Origin of the sequence: Aphanothece microscopica RSMan92 (assembly GCF_046613545.2) — a bacterium.
Classification (GTDB): domain Bacteria; phylum Cyanobacteriota; class Cyanobacteriia; order PCC-6307; family Cyanobiaceae; genus NIES-981.
This window is the reverse complement of record NZ_JBKKKY020000039.1, coordinates 1-19,241: the sequence shown is the minus strand read 5'-3', so window position 1 is coordinate 19,241 and position 19,241 is coordinate 1. Positions and strand designations below refer to the sequence as shown.

The following is a 19,241-nucleotide window of genomic DNA, read 5'->3' as shown; positions in this document are numbered from 1 at the left end:
GGAGGCCTGATGCACCCTTCTGAGAGCCATGCGGTGGACACCGCCGAACCGCCCAGCCCCACGGCGGCCGAGGGACGCGTGCTCAGCCTGGTCTGCCGCGGCCAGACCAACCGTGAGATCGCGGCTGCCCTGGTGCTGAGCGTGCGCACCGTGGAGAGCCACATCGCCAGCCTCCTGGCCAAGACCGGTTGCCGCAACCGCACCCAGCTGCTGATCTGGACGCTGACGGCCCGGTAATCTGGAACCTGGAGATGGATCTCCGGCCGGCTTAGCTCAGCGGTAGAGCAGCGCTTTTGTAAAGCGAAGGCCATCGGTTCAAATCCGTTAGCCGGCTTTCAACCCGCCATTGCAGCACCGGCCGGAGCGAACCCGGCGGGGAGGGAGCGAAAACAGGGAGCGGAAACGCTGAGCTGGGAGGGACCGCTAGAAAATTCCCATCAAGCCACGGTCAAACTCGATCTTGAAGGGTTTGTCGTCAGTGTCCACTTTCACCGCGCCGTCCACATTGATCGCTCCGTTCACGGTGACCGGTTTGTCGTGCTTCACATTCACATCACCCTGCACGGGCAGGGCCTGCTGGGCCGTGACCTCGGCGGTGGCCTTGACCGGCAGGGGAGCAGACGCCCTGACGTCCACCGGACTCGTGATCACCACCTTCGGCTGACCGGAGATCGGGATGGCGGCTTTGGACGCGATGTCCACCACACCGCGGACCGTGACAACCTCCTGGGTCTTGATGTTCAGCTGGTCACTCAGCTGCTTCACCTGCAGAGGCTGGTCGAGCTGATCGACTGCCACATCGGCCCTGACAGGAAGCGACTGGCCCGGTGCCAGGGCGATCCGAATCGGAATCGGGCGGCTCAACACCTGCAGCAGCACCCCCCCGAGAATCGCTGCCGAGGCCACCAGGGCCAGCGGCCAGCGCAGGGCCAGCAGCACCCGAAACCAGAGGGTGTCTTCAGGGGCGCTGGTCATGGGCCGGGGGCAGGATGGGGAACGGCGATGGTGGGGCCTGTGCCCCGCTGCATTCAAGAGGAGGTCTCCGCCTTTCCCGAGCGAATGCGGGCAACTGCAAACACCCTGCAAGCCCAGGGAGCAGGGCCCTCGCGCCCGAGGACGGCCAGGAACTCAACCGCTGGCGTCGGCCGCCGGGACGCGCAGGGGCGGGGGCGGCGGGGGCGGGGGCGGCGGCTGGGGCATGGGAGGCAGCTCTGGTGGTGAGGCCGGATTCACCGCTGCCGCAGGCTGGCGCCGCGGGGCGGGGGTGGCAAACCAGCGCCCGATCATCGCCTGCCGATCGGCCATGGGCTCGGGGCCAAGATCCCAGAGGCTTTCGAAATAGAAGAACGCCACACCGAGCCCCTGGGCCCGGTTGGCCAACACCTTCTGGCCCAGCAGGTCCAGCGGCGCTGGGCGGTTGCGCTGGCCACTCATGATCGCAATGGCCGTCGGGATCTTCTGCCTGGCTTCCTGCACTTCAGGCCGCAGCAGATGGGGCAGGTAGCTGGGCAGATCCGGGCGGTAGATCTGCACCAGCAGCTCATCGGCGATGCCACGCCGTACCCAGGCCCGCCAATCCTGCAGCTGGAGCTTGTAGGCAAAGTCGTAGTAGTTCGGCGAGATGGAGATCAGGGCGCCGGGCCTGAGGGCGCGCACCTGTTGGCTCAGACGCTCCATGAACGCCGTGATCTTGTCCGCCCGCCACTTCACCCAGGCAGCATCGGCAGGATTGGCCGGCGGTGGCTTGCCGGTCTCCTTGCGGTAAAGCGCCATGGTGAAGGGGTCGTAGCCGAAGTCCTTCGGCAGGCTCATGTGGTCGTCGAACTGGATCCCATCGGCGCCGTACTGGCCCACCACCTCCAGCACCAGGTCGGTGATCAGCTGCTGCACCTCCGGCCGGAACGGGTTGAGCCAGGCCACTTCCCCGGCCGCGCTGATCGAGGTCAACCCACCGTCCTGCTTGCGGGTCAGCCAGTCGGGATGGCGGCGGGCCAGGGCGGAGTCCTTGGGGGCCATGAAGCCGAATTCAAACCAGGGGATCACGAGCAATCCCTGGCGACGCCCCTCGGCGATCAGCTCACCGAGCACATCCTGTCCCTGGAGACCGCGGTAGGTGAAGCTCTGGATCTGGCGCTCCTCCACCACCCGACTGGGGTAGTAGGCCAGGCCTCCGTTCCAGACCACCGGGTACAGGGTGTTGAACCGCAGGGCGGCAAGCTGGGCGACCGCCTGGCCCATGCGGGCCCTGTCCCGCAGGACGGGCATGTCGTTGGCGGTCAGCCAGACCCCGCGCAGTTCGGCCCGCGGCTGCTGGGCCGCGACAGGGAAGGCCCCATGACCCAGGAGGGTGAGCCCCCAGGCCAGCAGGGCCAGCACAGCTGTAACCAGGTGAACACGACGCCGCAACCAGCCCGTTGCCAAGGGCGCGAACCCTAAGCCCCGTCAGCGGCGACCTGCCAGCAGCCAGACCCCCAGCAGCAGGGCCACGCCGGGGAGCCAGCTGCCCTGCAGCAGCCAGGTGCCGCTGGCCAGGAGGGGGCTGGTCACCCAGTGATGGAGGCCCATCGTGACCAACAGCAGCAGAATCAGGGCCGCCATGGAACGGCGTCAGGGGGTGAGACCTGGCGGCAGGTAAGCACCGGCCCGCAGAACCTGCCACGCGCCCGAATCACTCCAGGCGAGCACGGTGCTGGCCAGGCCGCCGGCTTCCGGCCAGGGCAGGGGGCCCAGGAGGGGCACACCGGGGAAGCAGGCGGCAGCTGCCGCCGCGGTGGTGGCCGCAGGGCTGCCGGAGACATTGGCACTGGTGGTCGCCAACGGTCCGCTCAACCTCAGGAGCTCCCGGGTGACCGCACAGGCCGGGATGCGGAGTCCGAGGCTGGTGGCACCAGGGTTCAGACTCTCCACCGCCGGCCCGCGAGCCGGCAGCACCAGGGTGAGCGCCCCGGGCCAGGCAACGCTGGCCATCGCGAGCCACTCCTGCCGCCAGGCCAGGCCAAGGGCCTCCTGCAGAGGCTCCAGATCGGCCCCCATCAGAATCAGCGGCTTGTCCGCCGGCCGCCGCTTCAGGGCCCAGAGCTGCTGGGCGTGCTCCGGCGTGGCCGCCAGGGCAGGCAGGGTATCGGTGGGGATCAGGGCAGGCTCCCCTCCTCTCAGCCGTGCCGCCAGCAGGGGGGCGGAGGTGACGCTGTCCTGGGCCATCCGTTCACGCATGCGGGTCACTCACGCCGGCCCCGCCGGGCGGAGGCGAACCGCCATGTTCCCTCCAGATCCCGGTGGGCCGAGGTCTCAACGAGACCGGCCAGGGTCAGCAGCTCCTGCACGGCCGGGCTCTGATCGTGATGGTGCTCCAGCAGAAGCCAGCCCCCCGGGGCCAGCCCCTGGGCCGCACCGGCGACGACCTGCCGGATCGCCTCCAGCCCGTCAGCTCCACCATCGAGCGCCAGCACAGGCTCATGCTCCCGGACGCCGGACTCCAGGCCGGCCCAGACGGCGGTGGGGATGTAGGGAGGATTGGCCACCACCAGCTCCAGCCGGCCCCAGCTCGAGCGCAGGGGCTGCCACCAGCTCCCCTGGATCAGCTGGACCTGCTCGCCGACCCCGGCGGCCTGAAGGTTCCGCTCGGCCTGGGCCAGGGCGAGCGGGCTGAGGTCCACCGCCAGGCCCTGCACGCCTGGCCAGAGGCGCGCCAGGGCGATCGCCAGACAGCCGGAACCCGTTCCCAGATCGGCCCACCGTGCCGGGGGACAGGCCAAGCGATCCCGGGCAAGCTCCACCAGCAGCTCCGTTTCCTGGCGCGGGATCAGCACGCCCGGCGCCACCTGCAGCTCCAGGTCCCGCCAGGGGCAGCGGCCCACCAGGTACTGCAGCGGCTTGCTCGTTTCCAGATGACACCGCCACAACGCCTCCAGCGCGGATCGCTGTCGCGTGAGCTGCACCTGCTTGGTCGGATCCAGATGGACCCGCTGGAGTGTGGGCCAGGGCAATCCCCCCGCGAGATCCAGCAGCCAGTCCAGATCAGCCGCACGACCGCCCGAGGCCAGACAGCGACGGCGCCAGGCCAGCAGCTCGCGGCCCGCGAGCAGCTCCCCCGGCACGCCATCGGACGGTGGAGGCCCCTGGGGCCCACCGTCGGCATCGGCAGCGGTGGGGAGCGTCTTCCGCATGGGACGAGGCTAGAGCCGACGCCAGCGCAGGCCCGGCTCGGCCCGCACCAGGCCCGCCAGTTCCAGGGCGAGCAGACGGGCGGCGATCTGGGGTGCGGACTCCTGGGTGAGCTGGCACAACTGCTCGAGGGAAGCCCCCTCGGCCAGAGCCGCCAGGAGAGCTCCTTCCACCCCGGCGAGCGGCGCTGCCGCCGAACCGCAGGGCAGGCTCCCGGCCCGAGGAGCCAGCGGAGCAGCACCGAGCTGACGGATCAAATCCGCGGGCTCGAGCAGGGGGGTCGCCCCCTGGCTGAGCAGCCGATTGCTGCCGCGCGCCGAGAGGCGGGCCGCATCAGCGGGTACCACCCAGAGCGGCAACTGCTGCTGCCAGGCCAGGCCGGCCGACTGGAGGGCCCCGCTCTGCTCCGGGCACTCGACCACCACGACGGCCCTCACCAGGGCCACCTGCAGGCGGTTGCGGGCGGCGAAGTGACCGGGACGCACCGAGGCCCCCGGGGGGTGCTCGCTGACCAGCAGCCCCCGTTCGCCCACCTGGCGTTGAAGCTGCGTGTGATGCCGTGGATAAACGCGCTCCAGCGGGGTGCCGAGCACCGCCACCGGCCGCCCCCGCTCGGCCAGACAGCCCCGATGGGCGGCGGCATCGATGCCCTCGGCCAGGCCGCTCACCACGGGCCAACCGGCCGTGGCGAGGGCGGCCCCCAGGGCTTCCGCCATCGCCAGGCCATGGCGGGAGGGCCTGCGGGTACCCACCACCGCCACGGCCGCCCGCCTGGCGAGCAGGGGCCACAGCGAACCCTGCCCCCGCCAGCGCAGGGCCAGCGCGGGGCGCTCCAGGGAGGCCACCGCTGCCGGGTAGGTCGGATCACCGGGCAGCAGCGCCCGGCGGCCGCCCGCCACAGCGGCTGAGAAAGCCGCCAGGGGCTCCGCACCCCAGTGCGCCCGGAACCGCTGCAGCTGCCGCAGCCACGCCGGCCCCAGACCCGGGAGGGAGAGAAAGGCTTCCGGCGGCGCCTGCCAGGCCTGGAGCAGGGAGCCGAAGTGGTCCTCGATGGCCCGCAACCGCATCCAGCCGACACCAGGGCACGAGGCCCAGAGCAGCCACGCCAGCCGCCGTTCCTGCTCCCACGGGAGCCTCGCACCATCCGCCCCCCGCCTGGCGCCGGGCCAGCCGCACGAGCCGGGACCCCCGCCTACCCGAGGAAGCCGCAGCACAGACCCCATGGAAATCAGTACATGTGTACTGATCCTAATCCTGGCCCTGCTCCAGGCGGGCCAGGGCCGCCGCCAGGTCGCCGGGGAACTGCCGCAGCACCCGGCGCCGATCCGCTCCGCCCGAACGATCCACCAGCACCAGGGTGACGTGGGCCTCGGCAGCCACCTCGTCCCCATCCCCGCGCAGGAAGACGGTCCTCCAGGGCAGTCGCACGCCCTGACGGGGCAACACTTCGCTCCTGAGCCGCACCATCTCACCGTGGAGAAGCGCCTGGCGGTAATCGATGCGCAGGCTCACCACCGGCATCTCCAGGCCACGCGCCGACAGGGTGCTGTAGGGCAGCCCGGCAGCCGCGAGGGCCTCGACCCTCGCTTCCTCCAGCCAGGCGACGTAGGCCCCATGCCAGACCACCCCGGCATGGTCGGTGTGCTGGGGAAGCACGCGGCGCTCCAGGAGCCAGCCCCTGGGCTGCATCACGGTCTGCATGGCTGGGACCTGGGACACGGAAAACCGCCATAGGCTGCCGGACAGCCCGGTGCCCAAGTCCGTGTTCCGCAACGTTCTGATCGCCGATTCCGGCAAAGGCCACGTCGAAGAGATGGTGCGCATGCTGCGCGACATCCCCGTGGTGCGTCAGGCCCGCCTCAATCTGCTGCACGTCGTGCCGGAGCAGGCCGGCGAGGACTTCCAGCAGCACTGGCAGCAGGCGGCGGGGATCGTGGCCGCCGCCGTGGCCCGGCTGGGGCTGGACCCGGCCGAGATCAACACGATCATCCGCCAGGGGGATGCCAAGCAGACGGTGCTGCGGGTCGCCGAGGAACTCGGCGCCGATCTCATCGTGATGGGATCGCGGGGGCTCAGCCGGCTCCAGTCGATCCTCAGCAACAGCGCCAGCCAGTACGTCTTCCAGCTCTCGACCCGGCCGATGCTCCTGGTCCGGGATGACCTCTACGTCCGCCACGTCAACCGCGTGATGGTGGCCATCGACGGCACCGGGGTCGGCGATGACGCCCTGAAACTGGCCTGCGAACTGGTCAGGGAGGTTCCGGGCGGGAGCCTGACCGGGGTGCACGTGAGCCGCCAGGACCTCGCCCCCACGCGCGGCGGCCACTCCCCGGCCGATGCGGTGCTCGAGAAGGCCGTGCAGCGGGCCCGCTCCCTGGGTGTGGCGATGGAACCCCTCCACCGCACCGGCGATGTGGCCCGAACCCTCTGTACAGCGGCCGAAGAATGCCGGGCCGACCTGCTGGTCATCGCCTCGCAGGATCGGCGACCGGTCGTCGCCAAGGCCCTGGTCGATCTCGACCGACTCCTGGGCAGCTCGGTGAGCGATTACATCCGGGTGCATGCCCCGGCACCGGTGCTGCTGGTGCGCGAGCCCGAAGGGCGGCGCTGAAGCCGGCTGCGCCGCCAGGCCTGGCGGGTGCTCCCCCTGGCGGCCCTCTGACTGCGCCCCTGAGCTGAGCCTCTGATGGCGGGGCGCTTGGGGGGCGCTAATTGGGAGGCGCTCAGCCGCCCTGGCGGCTGCTCGTCTGGATGTAGAGCACCAGCAGGAACACCGTCGGAACCAGGACGAACATCAGGCTGGCGACGAAGCCGAGATCGTTGGTTTCCATAGGGGGATTGAGGGTGCTGGGAGGGTATCACCGCCAACAGGGTGACCTTCCCGGGGCTTCACCGCTCGTTGCGCTCGCTCCAGTGCGCGGGGAGCGGGGAGCGGGGAGCGGGCCCGATGGGTTCAGAGCCGGCCCTCCTCCGCTGCCGAGGACGCTTCCTCCCCGCCAGCCTCCTGCTCAACCTCGGCTTCAGTTTCTGGGGGCGCTGGCCAGCTGGTGGGTCCAGCCGGCAGGGGCGAGGCGAGGGCCGCGGCGAGCCGGGCCTCCTTGTCGGGGAGCCCGACCTGGGGACGGGTCAGCACCACCACGGAGTGCTGCACCAGGGCCTGGCAGGCCAGACGCCAGCCCTGGGGGCGACGACGGAGTTTCTGATCCTCCACCGCCGTTCGCGGGCTCAGCGCGGACGCCGTGGCGCCATCGGCCACCTCCACGAAACAGGTGATGCACTGGCCACAGCCGCCGCAGTTACCCAGGGTCCCCTTGAGTCCGTAGAGCTGGATCCCCTCGCGCAGGGCCACCTCGCGCAGGTTCTCGCCCGGATAGCACTCCACATCGCACCCCTCCCGCAGGAAACGGATCACCGGCATGGTTCAGGGCAGGCAGCGGCGTTCATTGTGCGACGCCCAGCCGGCGAGACGGCGCTGGGCCGGAGGTGAGACGGCAGCGAGACGGAGGCGAGACGCCGTTGCGGTCCGTAACCAGCGCCTCCGCAGGAACCGTCACGCCCTTACGATCGCCCAACCCACCCAGAACTACCCCCCATGGGATTGCCCTGGTATCGGGTGCACACGGTCGTCATCAACGACCCGGGCCGATTGCTCGCCGTGCACCTCATGCACACTGCGCTGGTGGCCGGCTGGGCCGGCTCCATGGCGCTCTACGAGCTCGCCATCTTCGACCCATCCGACCCGGTGCTCAACCCGATGTGGCGCCAGGGCATGTTCGTGATGCCCTTCATGGCCCGCCTGGGCGTGACCGGCAGCTGGGGCGGCTGGAGCATCACCGGTGAAACCGGTGTCGACCCTGGCTTCTGGAGCTTCGAGGGCGTGGCGGCGGCCCACATCATCTTCAGCGGCCTCCTGTTCCTCGCCGCCATCTGGCACTGGACCTACTGGGACCTGGAGATCTGGCAGGACCCGCGCACCGGTGAGCCCGCCCTCGACCTTCCCAAGATCTTCGGGATCCACCTGCTGCTTGCAGGCCTCGGCTGCTTCGGTTTCGGCGCCTTCCACCTCACCGGTGTCTTCGGCCCGGGGATGTGGGTGAGTGATGCCTATGGGCTCACCGGACATCTCGAACCGGTTCAGCCATCCTGGGGCCCCGAAGGCTTCAACCCCTTCAACCCGGGGGGCATCGTCGCCCACCACATCGCCGCCGGCATCGTCGGCATCATCGCCGGCATCTTCCACATCACCACCCGGCCCCCCGAGCGCCTCTACAAGGCTCTGCGGATGGGCAACATCGAAACGGTGCTGGCCTCCGCCATTGCGGCCGTCTTCTTCGCCGCCTTCGTCGTCGCGGGCACCATGTGGTACGGCGCAGCAGCCACCCCCGTCGAGCTCTTCGGCCCCACCCGCTTCCAGTGGGACCAGAGTTACTTCAAGGCTGAGATCAGCCGTCGGGTTCAAACGGCTCTCGACAATGGCGCCACCAAGGAACAGGCCTACGCCTCGATTCCCGAGAAGCTCGCCTTCTACGACTATGTGGGCAACAGCCCCGCCAAGGGAGGCCTCTTCCGGGTGGGTCCCATGGTCAACGGGGACGGCCTCCCCACCGGCTGGCTGGGTCACATCGCCTTCACCGACAAGGACGGACGCGATCTCGAGGTGCGCCGCCTGCCCAACTTCTTCGAGAACTTCCCTGTCGTTCTGCAGGACCAGGACGGCATCGTGCGCGCCGACATCCCCTTCCGGCGTGCCGAGGCGAAGTACTCCTTCGAGCAGACCGGTGTGACCGCAACCGTCTATGGCGGTGCGCTCAACGGCCAGACCTTCACCGATCCTGCTGACGTCAAGCGTCTGGCCCGCAAGGCTCAGCTCGGCGAAGCGTTCGACTTCGACCGCGAGACTTACCACTCCGACGGCACCTTCCGCAGCTCACCGCGCGGCTGGTTTACCTTCGGCCATGCCACCTTCGCCCTTCTCTTCTTCTTCGGCCACATCTGGCACGGTGCCCGCACCCTCTACCGCGATGTGTTCGCCGGGATCGATCCTGACCTGGGCGAACAGGTTGAGTTCGGCCTCTTCCAGAAGCTCGGCGACAAATCCACCCGTCGTCTGCCGGAGGGCTTTGTGCCACCGGCCGGCACACCCCTCAGCTGACCCCGGGAGCACCCCATGGAGAGCTTTGCTTACATCCTGATCCTGACCCTGGCCATCGCGACCCTCTTCTTCGCGATCGCCTTCCGCGATCCTCCGAAGATCGGGAAGTAACGATCCCATCACCGCCTCGAATCCTGCCCCTGGCACTCGTGCCGGGGGCTTTTTCATGGTTGGGCAGCATCTGAGCACCTCCCTGGCGCGGGACCGCCAGGGACCCCAAGCCCGAAGCGCGGGCGGCCCACCAGGCCTCAACCGCCGTGTCGGCGCGTTCCGTTGCCCTTCTCAAAGGCAGAAGTGCTGCTTAAACTTCAATAACGACAGCCCGGACCCTCGGGGATGCAATGCCCCTCCTGCCAACACACCGACAGTCGGGTGCTCGAATCGCGGGCAGCTGACAGCGGGCGGAGCGTGCGGCGGCGGCGGGAGTGCCTCAACTGTGAATTCAGGTTCACCACCTACGAACGGGTGGAGACGGTGCCGATCACGGTGGTGAAACGCAGCGGCAGTCGGGAAACCTTCAACCGGGCCAAGCTTCTGCACGGCCTGCTGCGAGCCTGCGAGAAGACCGGCCTGGATCCAGCCAGGCTGGAGCTGGTGGTCGACGAGATCGAGCTGCAGCTCCAGCAACGCCCCGGCCGGGAGGTGAGCAGTGCGGAGATCGGGGAACTGGTGCTGCATCAGCTCTCCGAGATGAGCGAGGTGGCCTACGTGCGCTTCGCCTCGGTCTACCGGCAGTTCCAGGGCATCAGTGATTTCGTGGCGACCCTGGAAGGCCTGCGGAGAGCCACCAAGCCCAAGGCGCTGGCGACCATCGGCTGAACGCCCGCCGTACGCGCTCATCCGAGTGGGTACGGGCGCATTGATCCAGGGTGCGGACGCATTGATACAGTGACCCATTGCGATGGCCCTGCTGGCGGGCGGGTCCATCCAACCCTTCACACTGCCTCCGGCAGGCCGCCGATCCCCATGACCGTGACCCCTTCCGATCTCAGCACCATCGAGGCCGATCAGGACCTGGCCGCTGAAGCGGCTGCCGATCTCGACCTCGCCATTCCGGAGGAGGTGCCCACGGCGGATGACCCGAGCAGCCGCGCCGCCTCACGCGACCTCGACGGCGTGGGCTTCACGCTGGACGAGTTCGCCTCGCTGCTCAGCAAGTACGACTACAACTTCAAGCCTGGTGACGTCGTCAACGGCACCGTCTTCGCCCTGGAATCCAAGGGCGCGATGATCGACATCGGCGCCAAGACCGCCGCCTTCATGCCCCTGCAGGAGGTTTCGATCAACCGGGTCGAGGGGCTCAGCGACGTGCTCGAGCCCGGCGAGATCCGGGAATTCTTCATCCTCAGCGAAGAGAACGAGGATGGACAGCTCACCCTCTCGATCCGCCGCATCGAGTATCAGCGGGCCTGGGAGCGGGTGCGCCAGCTGCAGAAGGAAGACGCCACCATCTACTCCGAGGTGTTCGCCACCAACCGCGGTGGTGCCCTGGTACGGGTCGAAGGGCTGCGTGGCTTCATCCCCGGAAGTCACATCAGCACCCGCAAGGCCAAGGAAGAGCTGGTGGCCGACTTCCTCCCCTTGAAGTTCCTGGAGGTGGACGAGGAGCGCAACCGCCTCGTGCTGAGCCATCGCCGGGCGCTGGTGGAGCGCAAGATGAACCGCCTCGAGGTGGGCGAAGTGGTGCTCGGCACGGTGCGAGGCATCAAGCCCTACGGCGCCTTCATCGACATCGGTGGGGTGAGCGGCCTGCTGCACATCTCCGAGATCAGCCACGAGCACATCGAGACGCCCCACACGGTGCTCAACGTCAACGACCAGATGAAGGTGATGATCATCGACCTCGACGCCGAACGCGGTCGCATCTCCCTCTCCACCAAGGCGCTCGAGCCCGAACCCGGCGACATGCTCACCGACCCCCAGAAGGTGTTCGACAAGGCCGAGGAGATGGCAGCCCGCTACAAGCAGATGCTGCTGGAGCAGGCCGAGGACAACGAGCCCATGGGTGTCACCCTCGACTGATCCCCGTGGCCCTGCTGCTGCTCTCGGGCCAGCCGATCGGAGAGGTGGAAGCCGTTCTGTTCGACAAGGACGGCACCCTCTCCATCAGCGAACCCATGCTCCATGCCCTGGCCAAGGCCAGGGTTTTTCATTGCGGCCAGTTGCTGGCCGAACACCATCCCTGGGTCGGCTCCGCCGGACACCACGAGCTCAAGGATCTGCTCGAGCGTGCCTACGGGCTCGACGGTGAAGCGATCAACCCGGCGGGCACCACGGCGGTGGCCAGCCGGGAGCACAACCTGATCTCCACGGCAACCGCCCTGAGCCAGGTGGGTCTGGGCTGGCCCGAGGCCCTCGAGCTCAGCCAGAGGGTGTTCAGCGCCACCGACAGCCTGCATGGCCAGGGCAGCCTGCACAGGCCCCTGGCCACCGAAGGGCTCCACGACCTGGTCGACCAGCTGGCCAGGGCATCGGTGCGCTGTGCCGTGATCAGCAACGACGAGGTGCGGGGCATCGAGGCCTTTCTGGACAGCCAGGCCATCCGTCAGCATTTCCAAGCCCTCTGGAGTGCCGAGCACACCCCCCGCAAACCCGATCCCGCCGCCGTCCATGCCCTCTGCGACGAACTGGGTGTGGCGCCGGCCCGCTGCGCCCTGATCGGTGACGCCAACAGCGATCTGCTGATGGCCCGGCAGGCCGGGGTCGGCGTGGTGCTCGGCTATGTGGCCGGCTGGCGCAGCCCTCCACCCCTCGACCCGAGCTTTCCCCAGCTGCGGCAGTGGGCCGATCTCCAGGCCCGCTGCCGCTGACGCGCCCGATCGCACCCGTGGGATCGGGCGACTCACCACATATCCTGTGGGGTCATTTGGCAGGGGCACCATGAGCCGGTACGTGTTCACCTCCGAGTCGGTGACAGAAGGCCATCCCGACAAGATCTGCGACCAGGTGAGCGATGCGGTTCTCGATGCCCTGCTGGCCCAGGATCCAGCCTCCCGGGTCGCCTGCGAGACCGTGGTCAACACCGGGCTGTGCCTGATCACCGGAGAGGTCACCACCACCGCCCGGGTCGACTTCAACACCCTGGTGCGTGGGGTGATCAACCAGATCGGCTACACGGGGGCCCGCGCCGGCGGCTTCGATGCGAACAGCTGCGCCGTCCTGGTGGCCCTGGATCAGCAGTCGCCGGACATCGCCCAGGGGGTCAATGAGGCCGACGACCACGCGGGCGATCCCCTGGACCTGGTGGGGGCAGGGGATCAGGGGATCATGTTCGGCTACGCCTGCAACGAGACGCCTGAGCTGATGCCCCTGCCGATCAGCCTGGCCCACCGCCTCGCCCGGCGGCTGTCCGCCGTGCGCCACGACGGCACCCTCGGTTACCTGCTGCCCGACGGCAAGACCCAGGTGAGCGTGGTCTACGAGGACGACCAGCCCGTGGCCATCGACACGATCCTGATCTCCACCCAGCACACCGCCGAGATCGACGGAGTGAGTGAGGAGAGGGCCCTGCGTGAGCGCATCGCCGCCGATCTCTGGACCCACGTGGTCGAGCCCGCCACCGACGATCTGGACCTGAAGCCCTCGAAAGCCGAGACCCGCTTCCTGGTCAATCCCACCGGCAAGTTCGTGGTGGGTGGCCCCCAGGGTGACGCCGGGCTCACCGGTCGCAAGATCATCGTCGACACCTACGGCGGCTATGCCCGCCATGGGGGCGGCGCCTTTTCGGGCAAGGATCCCACCAAGGTGGACCGCTCGGCGGCCTACGCCGCCCGCTACGTGGCGAAGGCCCTGGTGGCCGCCGGCCTGGCCAGCAAGGCCGAGGTGCAGCTCAGCTACGCCATCGGTGTGGCCAGACCCGTGAGCATCCTGGTGGAGAGCTTCGGCACGGGCAGCCTGAGCAACGCAGATCTCACCGCCCTGGTGCAGGAGCACTTCGACCTGCGGCCTGGCGCGATCATCGAGACCTTCGCTCTGCGCGACCTGCCCCAGCAGCGCGGTGGCCGCTTCTACCAGGACGTGGCGGCCTATGGCCACTTCGGCCGCAGCGACCTCCAGCTTCCCTGGGAGGATGTCAGCACGGTGGCCGAGATCCTCCGCCAGGCCAGTGCACTGCGCACAGCCGCCTGACCAGCCCCTGGCCCTCGGCATCGATCTGGGCTCCAGCGGCCTTCGGCTGGTGGTGATCGAGCCGGGAGGCCAGATCCTCGCCGAGGAAGCCGCCACCTACCCCGCTCCCTTCACCGACCCGGAGGGCTGGCGCCTGGGACTGGTGAGGATCTGCGCCCGGCTGCCCGATGCGTTGCGCAGCGCCATCGGCGCCCTCGCCGTGGATGGCACCTCCGGCACCCTGCTGCTCTGCCGCTCCGACGGCAGCCTGCTGCCGGACCGCCTCGGCCACGCCCTTCCTTATCACCTGGCCTGCCCGCAGCAGGCTGAAGCCGCACGCCAGCTGGCTGGGGCCGGGGCGGATGCCAGTCCAGCGGCAGGCGCCAGCGGCAGCCTGGCACGGGCCCTGCAACTTCTCGCCGAGCTGCCGGGATCCGACCCGGATGGACTGCTGCTCCGCCATCAGGCCGACTGGCTGATGGGCTGGCTGCTGGGCGACTGGCGTTGGGGCGAAGAGGGCAACAACCTGCGGCTGGGCTGGGATCTGGAGCGCCGGAACTGGAGCGGCAGCCTCGCGGCGCAGTCCTGGAGTCACGCCCTGCCCCAGATCCGTCCCAGCGGTGCCGACCTCGGCCACCTCGCCCCATCCGCGGCCAGGACCCTGGGACTCCCGCGCGCCTGCCGGGTGGTGGCCGGCAGCACCGATGCCAATGCCGGGGTCCTGGCGGCCGACCCGGCTCCCGGCGACGGCATCACCGTGCTGGGCACCACGCTGGTGCTCAAGCAGTTCACGCCGGAACCGATCAGGGGCCCCGGCATCAGCTGCCACAGGGTCGCCGGCCGCTGGCTGGTGGGTGGCGCCTCCAATGCCGGCGGCGGGGTGCTGCGCCGGTTCTTCACGGATCAACAGATCAGGGAACTCAGCCGGCAGATCGATCCATCACGCCCCAGTGGCCTGAACCTGCGGCCACTGCCGCGGCGGGGCGAGCGCTTCCCGGAGGATGATCCCGATCTCGAACCGAGGCTCGAGCCGCGTCCTGTCAGCGATGCCCTCTACCTGCAGGCCCTGCTGGAGGGACTGGCGGTGCTGGAGCAGCGCGGCTGGCAGCGGCTGGCGGAGCTGGGAGCCCCGAAGGTCCACCGTGTGATCAGCCTCGGCGGCGGCGCCCGCAACCCCCAGTGGCGACGGATCCGCCAGCAGCGGCTGGGGGTGCCGGTGCTGAACCGGCCGAGGCTCTCGGCCGCCCTGGGGATGGCCAGACTGGCGGCAACTGCCCTTCCCGCCCCATGAACGAACGTCTCCGCACCTGGATCTCCATGGGACTGTTCGTGGTGCTGGCGGGCTATGTGGGCTTCAGCGCCCTCCGGCTTGCCCTGCTGCTCTGGCAGCGGTTTGCCGGCGCCTGAAGCCCTCCGGGCCTCAGGCGATCCAGAATCCCCCCAATCCCAGCCCCCTTCACGATGGCCGCCGACCCCCTCACCCCCGCCGTGAGCGATCGGATCTGCAAGCACATGAATGCCGATCACAGCGAAGCGGTGCTGAACTACGCCCGCCACTACGGGGGTGTCACCAACCCGGGAACCGCCCGCATGGTGGCGATCGAACCGGAGGCCATGGCGCTGGAGGTCGATGGGACCCTCATCTCCGTGGCGTTCGACCACACCCTCAGCGACAGCGAGGATGCCCACCGCACCCTGGTGGCGATGCTCCGCGCCATGCCCCAGCCGCAGGACTGAGCGCCCCAAACGCTCCGGGAGTCTGTGGCAACGCTGGGGAGACAGACCCCAACCCGCCTCCGCCTTGGCCCTCCCTCCCTGGCCGACCCTGGCCGGGCTGCTCCCCCTGGAGTGGCTGATCCTCCCCGCAGCTGTCGAGGCCACGGCTGCCCCGGCCGCCATCAGCGGGCTGATTCCCATGCCCTGGTGGGCGGCTGGCCGCTATGAGGGAGCCCTGCGCGCTCGGCTGCTGGGCCTGCGGCGTGAACTGCGGCCTCAGAGACTGGAGCCGCTCGTGGCGGTGATCGCCACGGTTCTGCGTGAACTGGCGGCGGACAGGCCCGCCGCGGCCCGTCCCCTGCTGGTGCCGATTCCCAGCTGGAAACGCCGCGCCAACCCCCTTCCCCCCCTGGTGGCCCAGCTGCTGGCCCGGGAGCTCGACTGGCCCCGCGGCCAGATCCTGGAACGCAGCCATCCGGTGCTGGGTCAGCACCGGCTCAACCGCGAGCTGCGTTGGGCCAACCAGCAGGACGCCTTCCGCAGCCTGATGCAGGCCCACCAAGATCGCCGGGGCCGCCGCCCCGTGCTGTTGGTCGACGACATCCTCACCACCGGGGCCACGGCCTGCAGCGCGGCGATGGCGCTCAGGCAGGCGGGCTGGCGGCCCCTGGGCCTTGCCTGCCTGGCCCGCACCCCCTCGCCCCCACCCCAGAAGAAGGCCGTGATCTAAGATCCCCTCGTCGCTGCGGCGACGGGCCGGGATAGCTCAGTTGGTAGAGCAGGCGACTGAAAATCGCCGTGTCCCCAGTTCAAATCTGGGTCCTGGCATGCCTTCCGCACAGAGTGTCCCCTCGGTGCCCCGATGACCGCTCGGTGCCCCGATGACCGGGCGTGGTGCCTACGGGGGCACGAACCTGGCGCTGTGCTGCAGCCACGACCAGGGTGCCAGGGTTAGCGGCAGTGTTAGAAACGCCAGCCGCGATGAGCCCCACTGCGGGAGCCACCCAACCCATGCGCGATCCGACCGGCACCAGTCCCCAGATCTTCAACAACGCCGACAGCTTTGCCCAGGCCTTCGATGCGGCCTGGCGGCAGCACGATCTCCACAATCCCGACCACGGGCTTGACCGGGACACCAAACTCGCCCGGGTGCTCGAGCAGGTCGCCGACCACCCCTTCCGCATCGCCAGCCCGGAACTGGCGGAGGATGTGGCCCGTTTCCGGCTGCGACTGCTGGGCTTCTGACGCCAGGCCCTAACTTGAGCGACATGGACAACGCCCTGAGTCGGCTGGTGCGGCTGCTGAGCGCCGGTTTCAGCAATCAGCAGCAGGCCTTTGACAACCCGCCCCTGTACGCCCACATCCTGGTGAAGCTCCGCCCGCTGCCCCAGCTGGCGCCGGGGTCCCTGCTGCTGGAGCAGAGCTACGCCATCAACCCCGCAGCCCCCTACCGGATCCGGGTGCTGCGGGCCGACCGCCAGGAGAACGGCCTGATCATCCACAACCAGGCGATCCAGGAGGACGAGCGCTTCTGGGGTGCCGTCGAGAATGACGCGCTTCGCAGCCGCATCTCCGCTGCGGATCTGCGGCCCCTCGAAGGCTGTGCCTACCGGGTGCGGGAGGAAGGCGGAGGCTTTGTGGGAGAAGTGGAACCGGGCTGTCGCTGCCTTGTCGAGCGCAAAGGGACCACCACCTACCTGGTGAGCCGGCTGGAACTGGATGCCGAGGGGATGCGCACGATCGACACGGGCCATGACCCCCAGACCCACGAACAGGTGTGGGGATCCCTGGCCGGTCCGTTCAACTTCAGCCGCACCCACGACTTCAGCAGCGAAATCCCGCCGGACTGGGAGACGGCCTTCAGGCCGTGAGCTCATCCATGAACGGCTGTTCGCCCTCGTCAGGGAAAGGGTTGTCCAGGGGTTGAAGATGCCGGGCAGCGCCGCCAGCTTCAAGGCCGTTGAGCACGGACTCAAGACGCCTGAGGCGATCCTCCGTGTCCTCCAGTCGCAATTCCGTCTCCTCGTGGAACGGATCCGCCGAGGCCTGCCCTGACTCCAGCAGGGGCTGGAGGCGGAGGTCCTGGGCGGCCATGCGTTCCTCGAGCTCGAGCAGGCGGAACGTGAGCGTCTCCACCACCTCCGTGAGGGTGTTGAGCTGGAAGGCCAGCCGCTCGGCGGGATCGCTGCCGAACGGAGCCGGGCGAGCATCCCTGCTCCCAAGGTCCATTGCGTCCCCCATGGCCAGTCGCTCCGGGATGCCCCTCAGGCGGAGCTGTTTCGGGCGATCGTATCGGCCCTGGGCGGCCACGCCAGGGCCCGGTTTGTAACGATTGTGAAAGGCTTGTCGCTCCCCGTAGCACGGCCCATAGGATCCTGGACGCAGCTATCGGTGGAGCATCTCCCTGCTGCACCGAACTCTTGGCGTCCCTCGGCCCTGGTCTTCTGGTCTTCCGCCGCAGGCCGTCAGGCACCTCGCATTTCCTCCCCCCGGCCCCAAGCCCATGACTCTCGCCAACGCTGCCTATCTGGGCATCGAGCGCTTCGCCAACGACCGCACCAAGGAGAACTGGATCAACGGTACCGCCAACGACAAGGCGGCCCTGATCCGTGCTGTCTACAAGCAGGTCCTGGGCAACCAGTACATCATGAACAGCGAGCGCCTTGAAGGCCCCGAGTCGCTGTTCAAGCGTGGCTACCTGAGCGTGCGGGAGTTTGTACGGCAGGTCGCCAAGAGCGGTCTCTACAAGCAGAAGTTCTTCGAGAACTGCAACCCCTACCGCTTCATCGAGCTCAACTTCAAGCATCTGCTCGGCCGGGCTCCTCAGAACAAGGCCGAGATGCTCCATCACTTCACCATCCTTCAGGAGCAGGGTTACGACGCCGAAATCGATTCCTACATCGACAGTGCCGAGTACCAGGAACGCTTCGGCGAGGAGATGGTGCCCTTCCTGCACGGTTTCAACTACAACTCCGGCCAGCAGGGACTCCAGTTTTCCTACATGCTGCAGCTCACCCGAGGCGTCGGTGCCTCCGTCCGGGGTGATCTTCTCAAGACCCAGTCACGCCTGAATCCTGCGGTCCACGCAGAACAGCCCCTTCCGGTGGTCAGCCCCAACGCCAAGGGTGCCGTCTTCCGCAAAGTCCCCAGTGATGGCGTGACCCGGCAGGGCGTGGGAGCTGGCGAGGAAGGTCGCACCTTCCGCGTGGAAATCACCGGCTTCAGCAACTACCGCCTCCATAAGCGGAGCAACCGTGTCCGCTTCATCCCCTTCAACAAACTGCTCCAGTACCAACAGCAGATTCACCGTGAGGGCGGCCGCATCGCCAGCATCACCCCTGTGAACTGAGTCCAGCGAAAACTCAGTCACCTCTCCAACCCACCCCATCCGCAACCAGCCATGAAGGTCTCTGCAGGCACCCGCGGCACCAGCTTTGTCAACAGCCGCCAGGTCACATTCACCGTGACCGGTCTTGCCAACAATGATTATTCCCGCACCGCGGACATGATCATGAATGTTCCCTACACCCGCATGAATGAGACGATGCGCCTCGTTCAACGGATGGGAGGCAAGATCACCGGCGTTACCGTGAATGGCGGCGATCTCGCCGGTGCAGCGGCCAAAGTCGCTCCCACCCGCAAGAAGTCCGAATCCAAGCCGGACAGCTGAGCCCAGTTGCGCTGAGTCCGCCAACCTTCCCGGCGGAGCGCACGGGCCCCGACCACGCCCGTGCAGGCAGATTTCCTCAGGCCCCCGCAGTCGCGGGGGCTTTTTGCTGGCCGCCGTCCCAGGCCAGCCTGAAGCAGGTCATTCGCTTCGGGACGGCGTGGGCGAACGGACCCTGCCGGAAGCAGTGACCATTTGTAAATTGCCGTCCGATCCTGCCGGTGCAGGAGCCAACATGGCTCAGTCAAGTTGACAGGTACCTGGCTTAGCCGGGTGACAGCCAACCTGGCACACCCTTCACCCTCCCCGACTCTTCGTCGAGAACAGGAGCTCTTCAATGTTCGACGCCTTCACCAAGGTTGTAGCCCAGGCTGATGCCCGCGGCGAATTCATCAACGCTGGTCAGATCGACGCCCTCTCGGCGATGGTCGGAGA

The 19,241-nt window shown here is 68.4% G+C and carries 25 protein-coding genes, 2 tRNA genes and 1 pseudogene; 18 read left to right on the top strand and 10 right to left on the bottom strand.

The genetic code is table 11. The features are described from left to right. Positions 1-9: 9 nt before the first annotated feature. Positions 10-237 (top strand): response regulator transcription factor, encoded by a 228-nt coding sequence (locus ACLD7X_RS11125; protein WP_411423701.1) that lies wholly within the window; start codon positions 10-12, stop codon positions 235-237. Positions 238-262: 25 nt separating this feature from the next. Beyond that, positions 263-334: transfer RNA gene (locus ACLD7X_RS11120), tRNA-Thr, on the top strand. 89 nt (positions 335-423) lie between these two features. On the opposite strand, the gene ACLD7X_RS11115 is transcribed toward ACLD7X_RS11120, so the two are convergent. From ACLD7X_RS11115 to ACLD7X_RS11085, 7 genes are all read right to left on the bottom strand, one after another. Beyond that, the gene (locus ACLD7X_RS11115) at positions 424-975 is read right to left on the bottom strand and encodes a hypothetical protein (protein WP_411423700.1); all 552 of its coding nucleotides are present in this window, start codon (positions 973-975) and stop codon (positions 424-426) included. 153 nt (positions 976-1,128) lie between these two features. Further along, positions 1,129-2,406 carry a glycoside hydrolase family 10-like protein gene (locus ACLD7X_RS11110; protein WP_411423699.1) on the bottom strand — a complete coding sequence of 426 codons (1,278 nt, stop codon included), beginning with the start codon at positions 2,404-2,406 and terminating at the stop codon, positions 1,129-1,131. Positions 2,407-2,442: 36 nt separating this feature from the next. Next, on the bottom strand, positions 2,443-2,598 hold the full coding sequence (locus ACLD7X_RS11105; RefSeq protein WP_411423698.1) for a hypothetical protein: 156 nt from the start codon (positions 2,596-2,598) through the stop codon (positions 2,443-2,445). Positions 2,599-2,607: 9 nt separating this feature from the next. Further along, a complete protein-coding gene (locus ACLD7X_RS11100; protein WP_411423709.1) occupies positions 2,608-3,213 on the bottom strand; it encodes an L-threonylcarbamoyladenylate synthase in 606 nt (201 codons plus the stop codon). Positions 3,214-3,218: 5 nt separating this feature from the next. Then, complete coding sequence (gene prmC / locus ACLD7X_RS11095; RefSeq protein ID WP_411423697.1) at positions 3,219-4,166, bottom strand: peptide chain release factor N(5)-glutamine methyltransferase; 948 nt, start codon at positions 4,164-4,166, stop codon at positions 3,219-3,221. Positions 4,167-4,175: 9 nt separating this feature from the next. Continuing rightward, positions 4,176-5,231 (bottom strand): DNA-processing protein DprA, encoded by a 1,056-nt coding sequence (locus tag ACLD7X_RS11090; protein ID WP_412007278.1) that lies wholly within the window; start codon positions 5,229-5,231, stop codon positions 4,176-4,178. A gap of 181 nt (positions 5,232-5,412) precedes the next feature. Then, on the bottom strand, positions 5,413-5,883 hold the full coding sequence (locus ACLD7X_RS11085) for an acyl-CoA thioesterase (RefSeq protein WP_411423695.1): 471 nt from the start codon (positions 5,881-5,883) through the stop codon (positions 5,413-5,415). A 31-nt stretch (positions 5,884-5,914) separates the two neighbouring features. Between ACLD7X_RS11085 and ACLD7X_RS11080 the strand changes: the two genes are divergently transcribed. Continuing rightward, a complete protein-coding gene (locus ACLD7X_RS11080; protein WP_425625181.1) occupies positions 5,915-6,775 on the top strand; it encodes a universal stress protein in 861 nt (286 codons plus the stop codon). Between the two features lie 112 nt (positions 6,776-6,887). Here ACLD7X_RS11080 and psbM read toward each other — a convergent pair whose 3' ends face one another. Next, the gene (gene psbM, locus ACLD7X_RS11075) at positions 6,888-6,995 is read right to left on the bottom strand and encodes a photosystem II reaction center protein PsbM (RefSeq protein WP_087068001.1); all 108 of its coding nucleotides are present in this window, start codon (positions 6,993-6,995) and stop codon (positions 6,888-6,890) included. 122 nt (positions 6,996-7,117) lie between these two features. Then, positions 7,118-7,582, bottom strand: a complete 465-nt coding sequence (locus ACLD7X_RS11070; RefSeq protein ID WP_411423693.1) for a 2Fe-2S iron-sulfur cluster-binding protein — start codon at positions 7,580-7,582, stop codon at positions 7,118-7,120. Between the two features lie 174 nt (positions 7,583-7,756). Here ACLD7X_RS11070 and psbB point away from each other — a divergent pair, with 174 nt between their 5' ends. The 12 genes from psbB (at position 7,757) to ACLD7X_RS11010 (ending at position 17,010) form a co-directional block, all read left to right on the top strand. After that, complete coding sequence (gene psbB, locus ACLD7X_RS11065; protein WP_411423692.1) at positions 7,757-9,316, top strand: photosystem II chlorophyll-binding protein CP47; 1,560 nt, start codon at positions 7,757-7,759, stop codon at positions 9,314-9,316. A 15-nt stretch (positions 9,317-9,331) separates the two neighbouring features. Further along, a complete protein-coding gene (locus ACLD7X_RS11060) occupies positions 9,332-9,427 on the top strand; it encodes a photosystem II reaction center protein T (protein WP_006042122.1) in 96 nt (31 codons plus the stop codon). Between the two features lie 225 nt (positions 9,428-9,652). Further along, complete coding sequence (nrdR, locus tag ACLD7X_RS11055) at positions 9,653-10,135, top strand: transcriptional regulator NrdR (RefSeq protein ID WP_411423691.1); 483 nt, start codon at positions 9,653-9,655, stop codon at positions 10,133-10,135. Positions 10,136-10,282: 147 nt separating this feature from the next. Next, positions 10,283-11,338 carry a 30S ribosomal protein S1 gene (locus ACLD7X_RS11050; protein WP_411423690.1) on the top strand — a complete coding sequence of 352 codons (1,056 nt, stop codon included), beginning with the start codon at positions 10,283-10,285 and terminating at the stop codon, positions 11,336-11,338. 5 nt (positions 11,339-11,343) lie between these two features. Continuing rightward, positions 11,344-12,126 carry an HAD family hydrolase gene (locus ACLD7X_RS11045; protein WP_411423689.1) on the top strand — a complete coding sequence of 261 codons (783 nt, stop codon included), beginning with the start codon at positions 11,344-11,346 and terminating at the stop codon, positions 12,124-12,126. A gap of 70 nt (positions 12,127-12,196) precedes the next feature. Then, on the top strand, positions 12,197-13,444 hold the full coding sequence (gene metK / locus ACLD7X_RS11040; RefSeq protein WP_411423688.1) for a methionine adenosyltransferase: 1,248 nt from the start codon (positions 12,197-12,199) through the stop codon (positions 13,442-13,444). Then, positions 13,422-14,714 (top strand): FGGY-family carbohydrate kinase, encoded by a 1,293-nt coding sequence (locus tag ACLD7X_RS11035; RefSeq protein WP_411423687.1) that lies wholly within the window; start codon positions 13,422-13,424, stop codon positions 14,712-14,714. The genes metK and ACLD7X_RS11035 overlap by 23 nt, the downstream gene beginning before the upstream one ends. A gap of 170 nt (positions 14,715-14,884) precedes the next feature. Then, positions 14,885-15,160, top strand: coding sequence for a DUF2470 domain-containing protein (locus ACLD7X_RS11030; protein WP_411423686.1), 276 nt, complete (start codon positions 14,885-14,887; stop codon positions 15,158-15,160). Between the two features lie 64 nt (positions 15,161-15,224). Beyond that, positions 15,225-15,869 (top strand): ComF family protein, encoded by a 645-nt coding sequence (locus ACLD7X_RS11025; protein WP_411423685.1) that lies wholly within the window; start codon positions 15,225-15,227, stop codon positions 15,867-15,869. A gap of 25 nt (positions 15,870-15,894) precedes the next feature. Further along, positions 15,895-15,967 (top strand) — tRNA-Phe (locus ACLD7X_RS11020). Positions 15,968-16,150: 183 nt separating this feature from the next. After that, positions 16,151-16,384 carry a hypothetical protein gene (locus tag ACLD7X_RS11015; RefSeq protein ID WP_425625180.1) on the top strand — a complete coding sequence of 78 codons (234 nt, stop codon included), beginning with the start codon at positions 16,151-16,153 and terminating at the stop codon, positions 16,382-16,384. A gap of 23 nt (positions 16,385-16,407) precedes the next feature. After that, positions 16,408-17,010, top strand: coding sequence for a chromophore lyase CpcT/CpeT (locus ACLD7X_RS11010; RefSeq protein ID WP_411423683.1), 603 nt, complete (start codon positions 16,408-16,410; stop codon positions 17,008-17,010). On the opposite strand, the gene ACLD7X_RS11005 is transcribed toward ACLD7X_RS11010, so the two are convergent. After that, entirely contained in the window at positions 17,000-17,380 is a 381-nt protein-coding gene (locus tag ACLD7X_RS11005; protein ID WP_412007277.1) for a hypothetical protein, read from the bottom strand. The two genes, ACLD7X_RS11010 and ACLD7X_RS11005, sit on opposite strands and share 11 nt — an antisense overlap. Before the next feature lie 262 nt (positions 17,381-17,642). On the opposite strand from ACLD7X_RS11005, the gene ACLD7X_RS11000 reads away from it, so the two are divergent. The 3 genes and pseudogenes from ACLD7X_RS11000 to ACLD7X_RS10990 form a co-directional block, all read left to right on the top strand. Continuing rightward, the gene (locus ACLD7X_RS11000) at positions 17,643-18,488 is read left to right on the top strand and encodes a phycobilisome rod-core linker polypeptide (protein ID WP_411423681.1); all 846 of its coding nucleotides are present in this window, start codon (positions 17,643-17,645) and stop codon (positions 18,486-18,488) included. 51 nt (positions 18,489-18,539) lie between these two features. Next, positions 18,540-18,809 carry a phycobilisome linker polypeptide gene (locus ACLD7X_RS10995; protein ID WP_411423680.1) on the top strand — a complete coding sequence of 90 codons (270 nt, stop codon included), beginning with the start codon at positions 18,540-18,542 and terminating at the stop codon, positions 18,807-18,809. A 334-nt stretch (positions 18,810-19,143) separates the two neighbouring features. Further along, positions 19,144-19,241, top strand: a pseudogene (locus ACLD7X_RS10990) (phycocyanin subunit beta); the annotation flags it as partial.

Coding starts and splice junctions, on each gene's coding strand:
- ACLD7X_RS11060 (WP_006042122.1), top strand. CDS start 9,332: ATGGAGAGCTTTGCTTACATCCTGATCCTGACCCTGGCCATCGCGACC.
- ACLD7X_RS11005 (WP_412007277.1), bottom strand. CDS start 17,380: ATGGGGGACGCAATGGACCTTGGGAGCAGGGATGCTCGCCCGGCTCCG.
- metK (WP_411423688.1), top strand. CDS start 12,197: ATGAGCCGGTACGTGTTCACCTCCGAGTCGGTGACAGAAGGCCATCCC.
- ACLD7X_RS11000 (WP_411423681.1), top strand. CDS start 17,643: ATGACTCTCGCCAACGCTGCCTATCTGGGCATCGAGCGCTTCGCCAAC.
- ACLD7X_RS11070 (WP_411423693.1), bottom strand. CDS start 7,582: ATGCCGGTGATCCGTTTCCTGCGGGAGGGGTGCGATGTGGAGTGCTAT.
- prmC (WP_411423697.1), bottom strand. CDS start 4,166: ATGCGGAAGACGCTCCCCACCGCTGCCGATGCCGACGGTGGGCCCCAG.
- ACLD7X_RS11010 (WP_411423683.1), top strand. CDS start 16,408: ATGGACAACGCCCTGAGTCGGCTGGTGCGGCTGCTGAGCGCCGGTTTC.
- nrdR (WP_411423691.1), top strand. CDS start 9,653: ATGCAATGCCCCTCCTGCCAACACACCGACAGTCGGGTGCTCGAATCG.
- ACLD7X_RS11090 (WP_412007278.1), bottom strand. CDS start 5,231: ATGCGGTTGCGGGCCATCGAGGACCACTTCGGCTCCCTGCTCCAGGCC.
- ACLD7X_RS11030 (WP_411423686.1), top strand. CDS start 14,885: ATGGCCGCCGACCCCCTCACCCCCGCCGTGAGCGATCGGATCTGCAAG.
- ACLD7X_RS11050 (WP_411423690.1), top strand. CDS start 10,283: ATGACCGTGACCCCTTCCGATCTCAGCACCATCGAGGCCGATCAGGAC.
- psbB (WP_411423692.1), top strand. CDS start 7,757: ATGGGATTGCCCTGGTATCGGGTGCACACGGTCGTCATCAACGACCCG.
- ACLD7X_RS11100 (WP_411423709.1), bottom strand. CDS start 3,213: ATGCGTGAACGGATGGCCCAGGACAGCGTCACCTCCGCCCCCCTGCTG.
- ACLD7X_RS11125 (WP_411423701.1), top strand. CDS start 10: ATGCACCCTTCTGAGAGCCATGCGGTGGACACCGCCGAACCGCCCAGC.
- ACLD7X_RS11105 (WP_411423698.1), bottom strand. CDS start 2,598: ATGGCGGCCCTGATTCTGCTGCTGTTGGTCACGATGGGCCTCCATCAC.
- ACLD7X_RS11115 (WP_411423700.1), bottom strand. CDS start 975: ATGACCAGCGCCCCTGAAGACACCCTCTGGTTTCGGGTGCTGCTGGCC.
- psbM (WP_087068001.1), bottom strand. CDS start 6,995: ATGGAAACCAACGATCTCGGCTTCGTCGCCAGCCTGATGTTCGTCCTG.
- ACLD7X_RS10995 (WP_411423680.1), top strand. CDS start 18,540: ATGAAGGTCTCTGCAGGCACCCGCGGCACCAGCTTTGTCAACAGCCGC.
- ACLD7X_RS11015 (WP_425625180.1), top strand. CDS start 16,151: ATGCGCGATCCGACCGGCACCAGTCCCCAGATCTTCAACAACGCCGAC.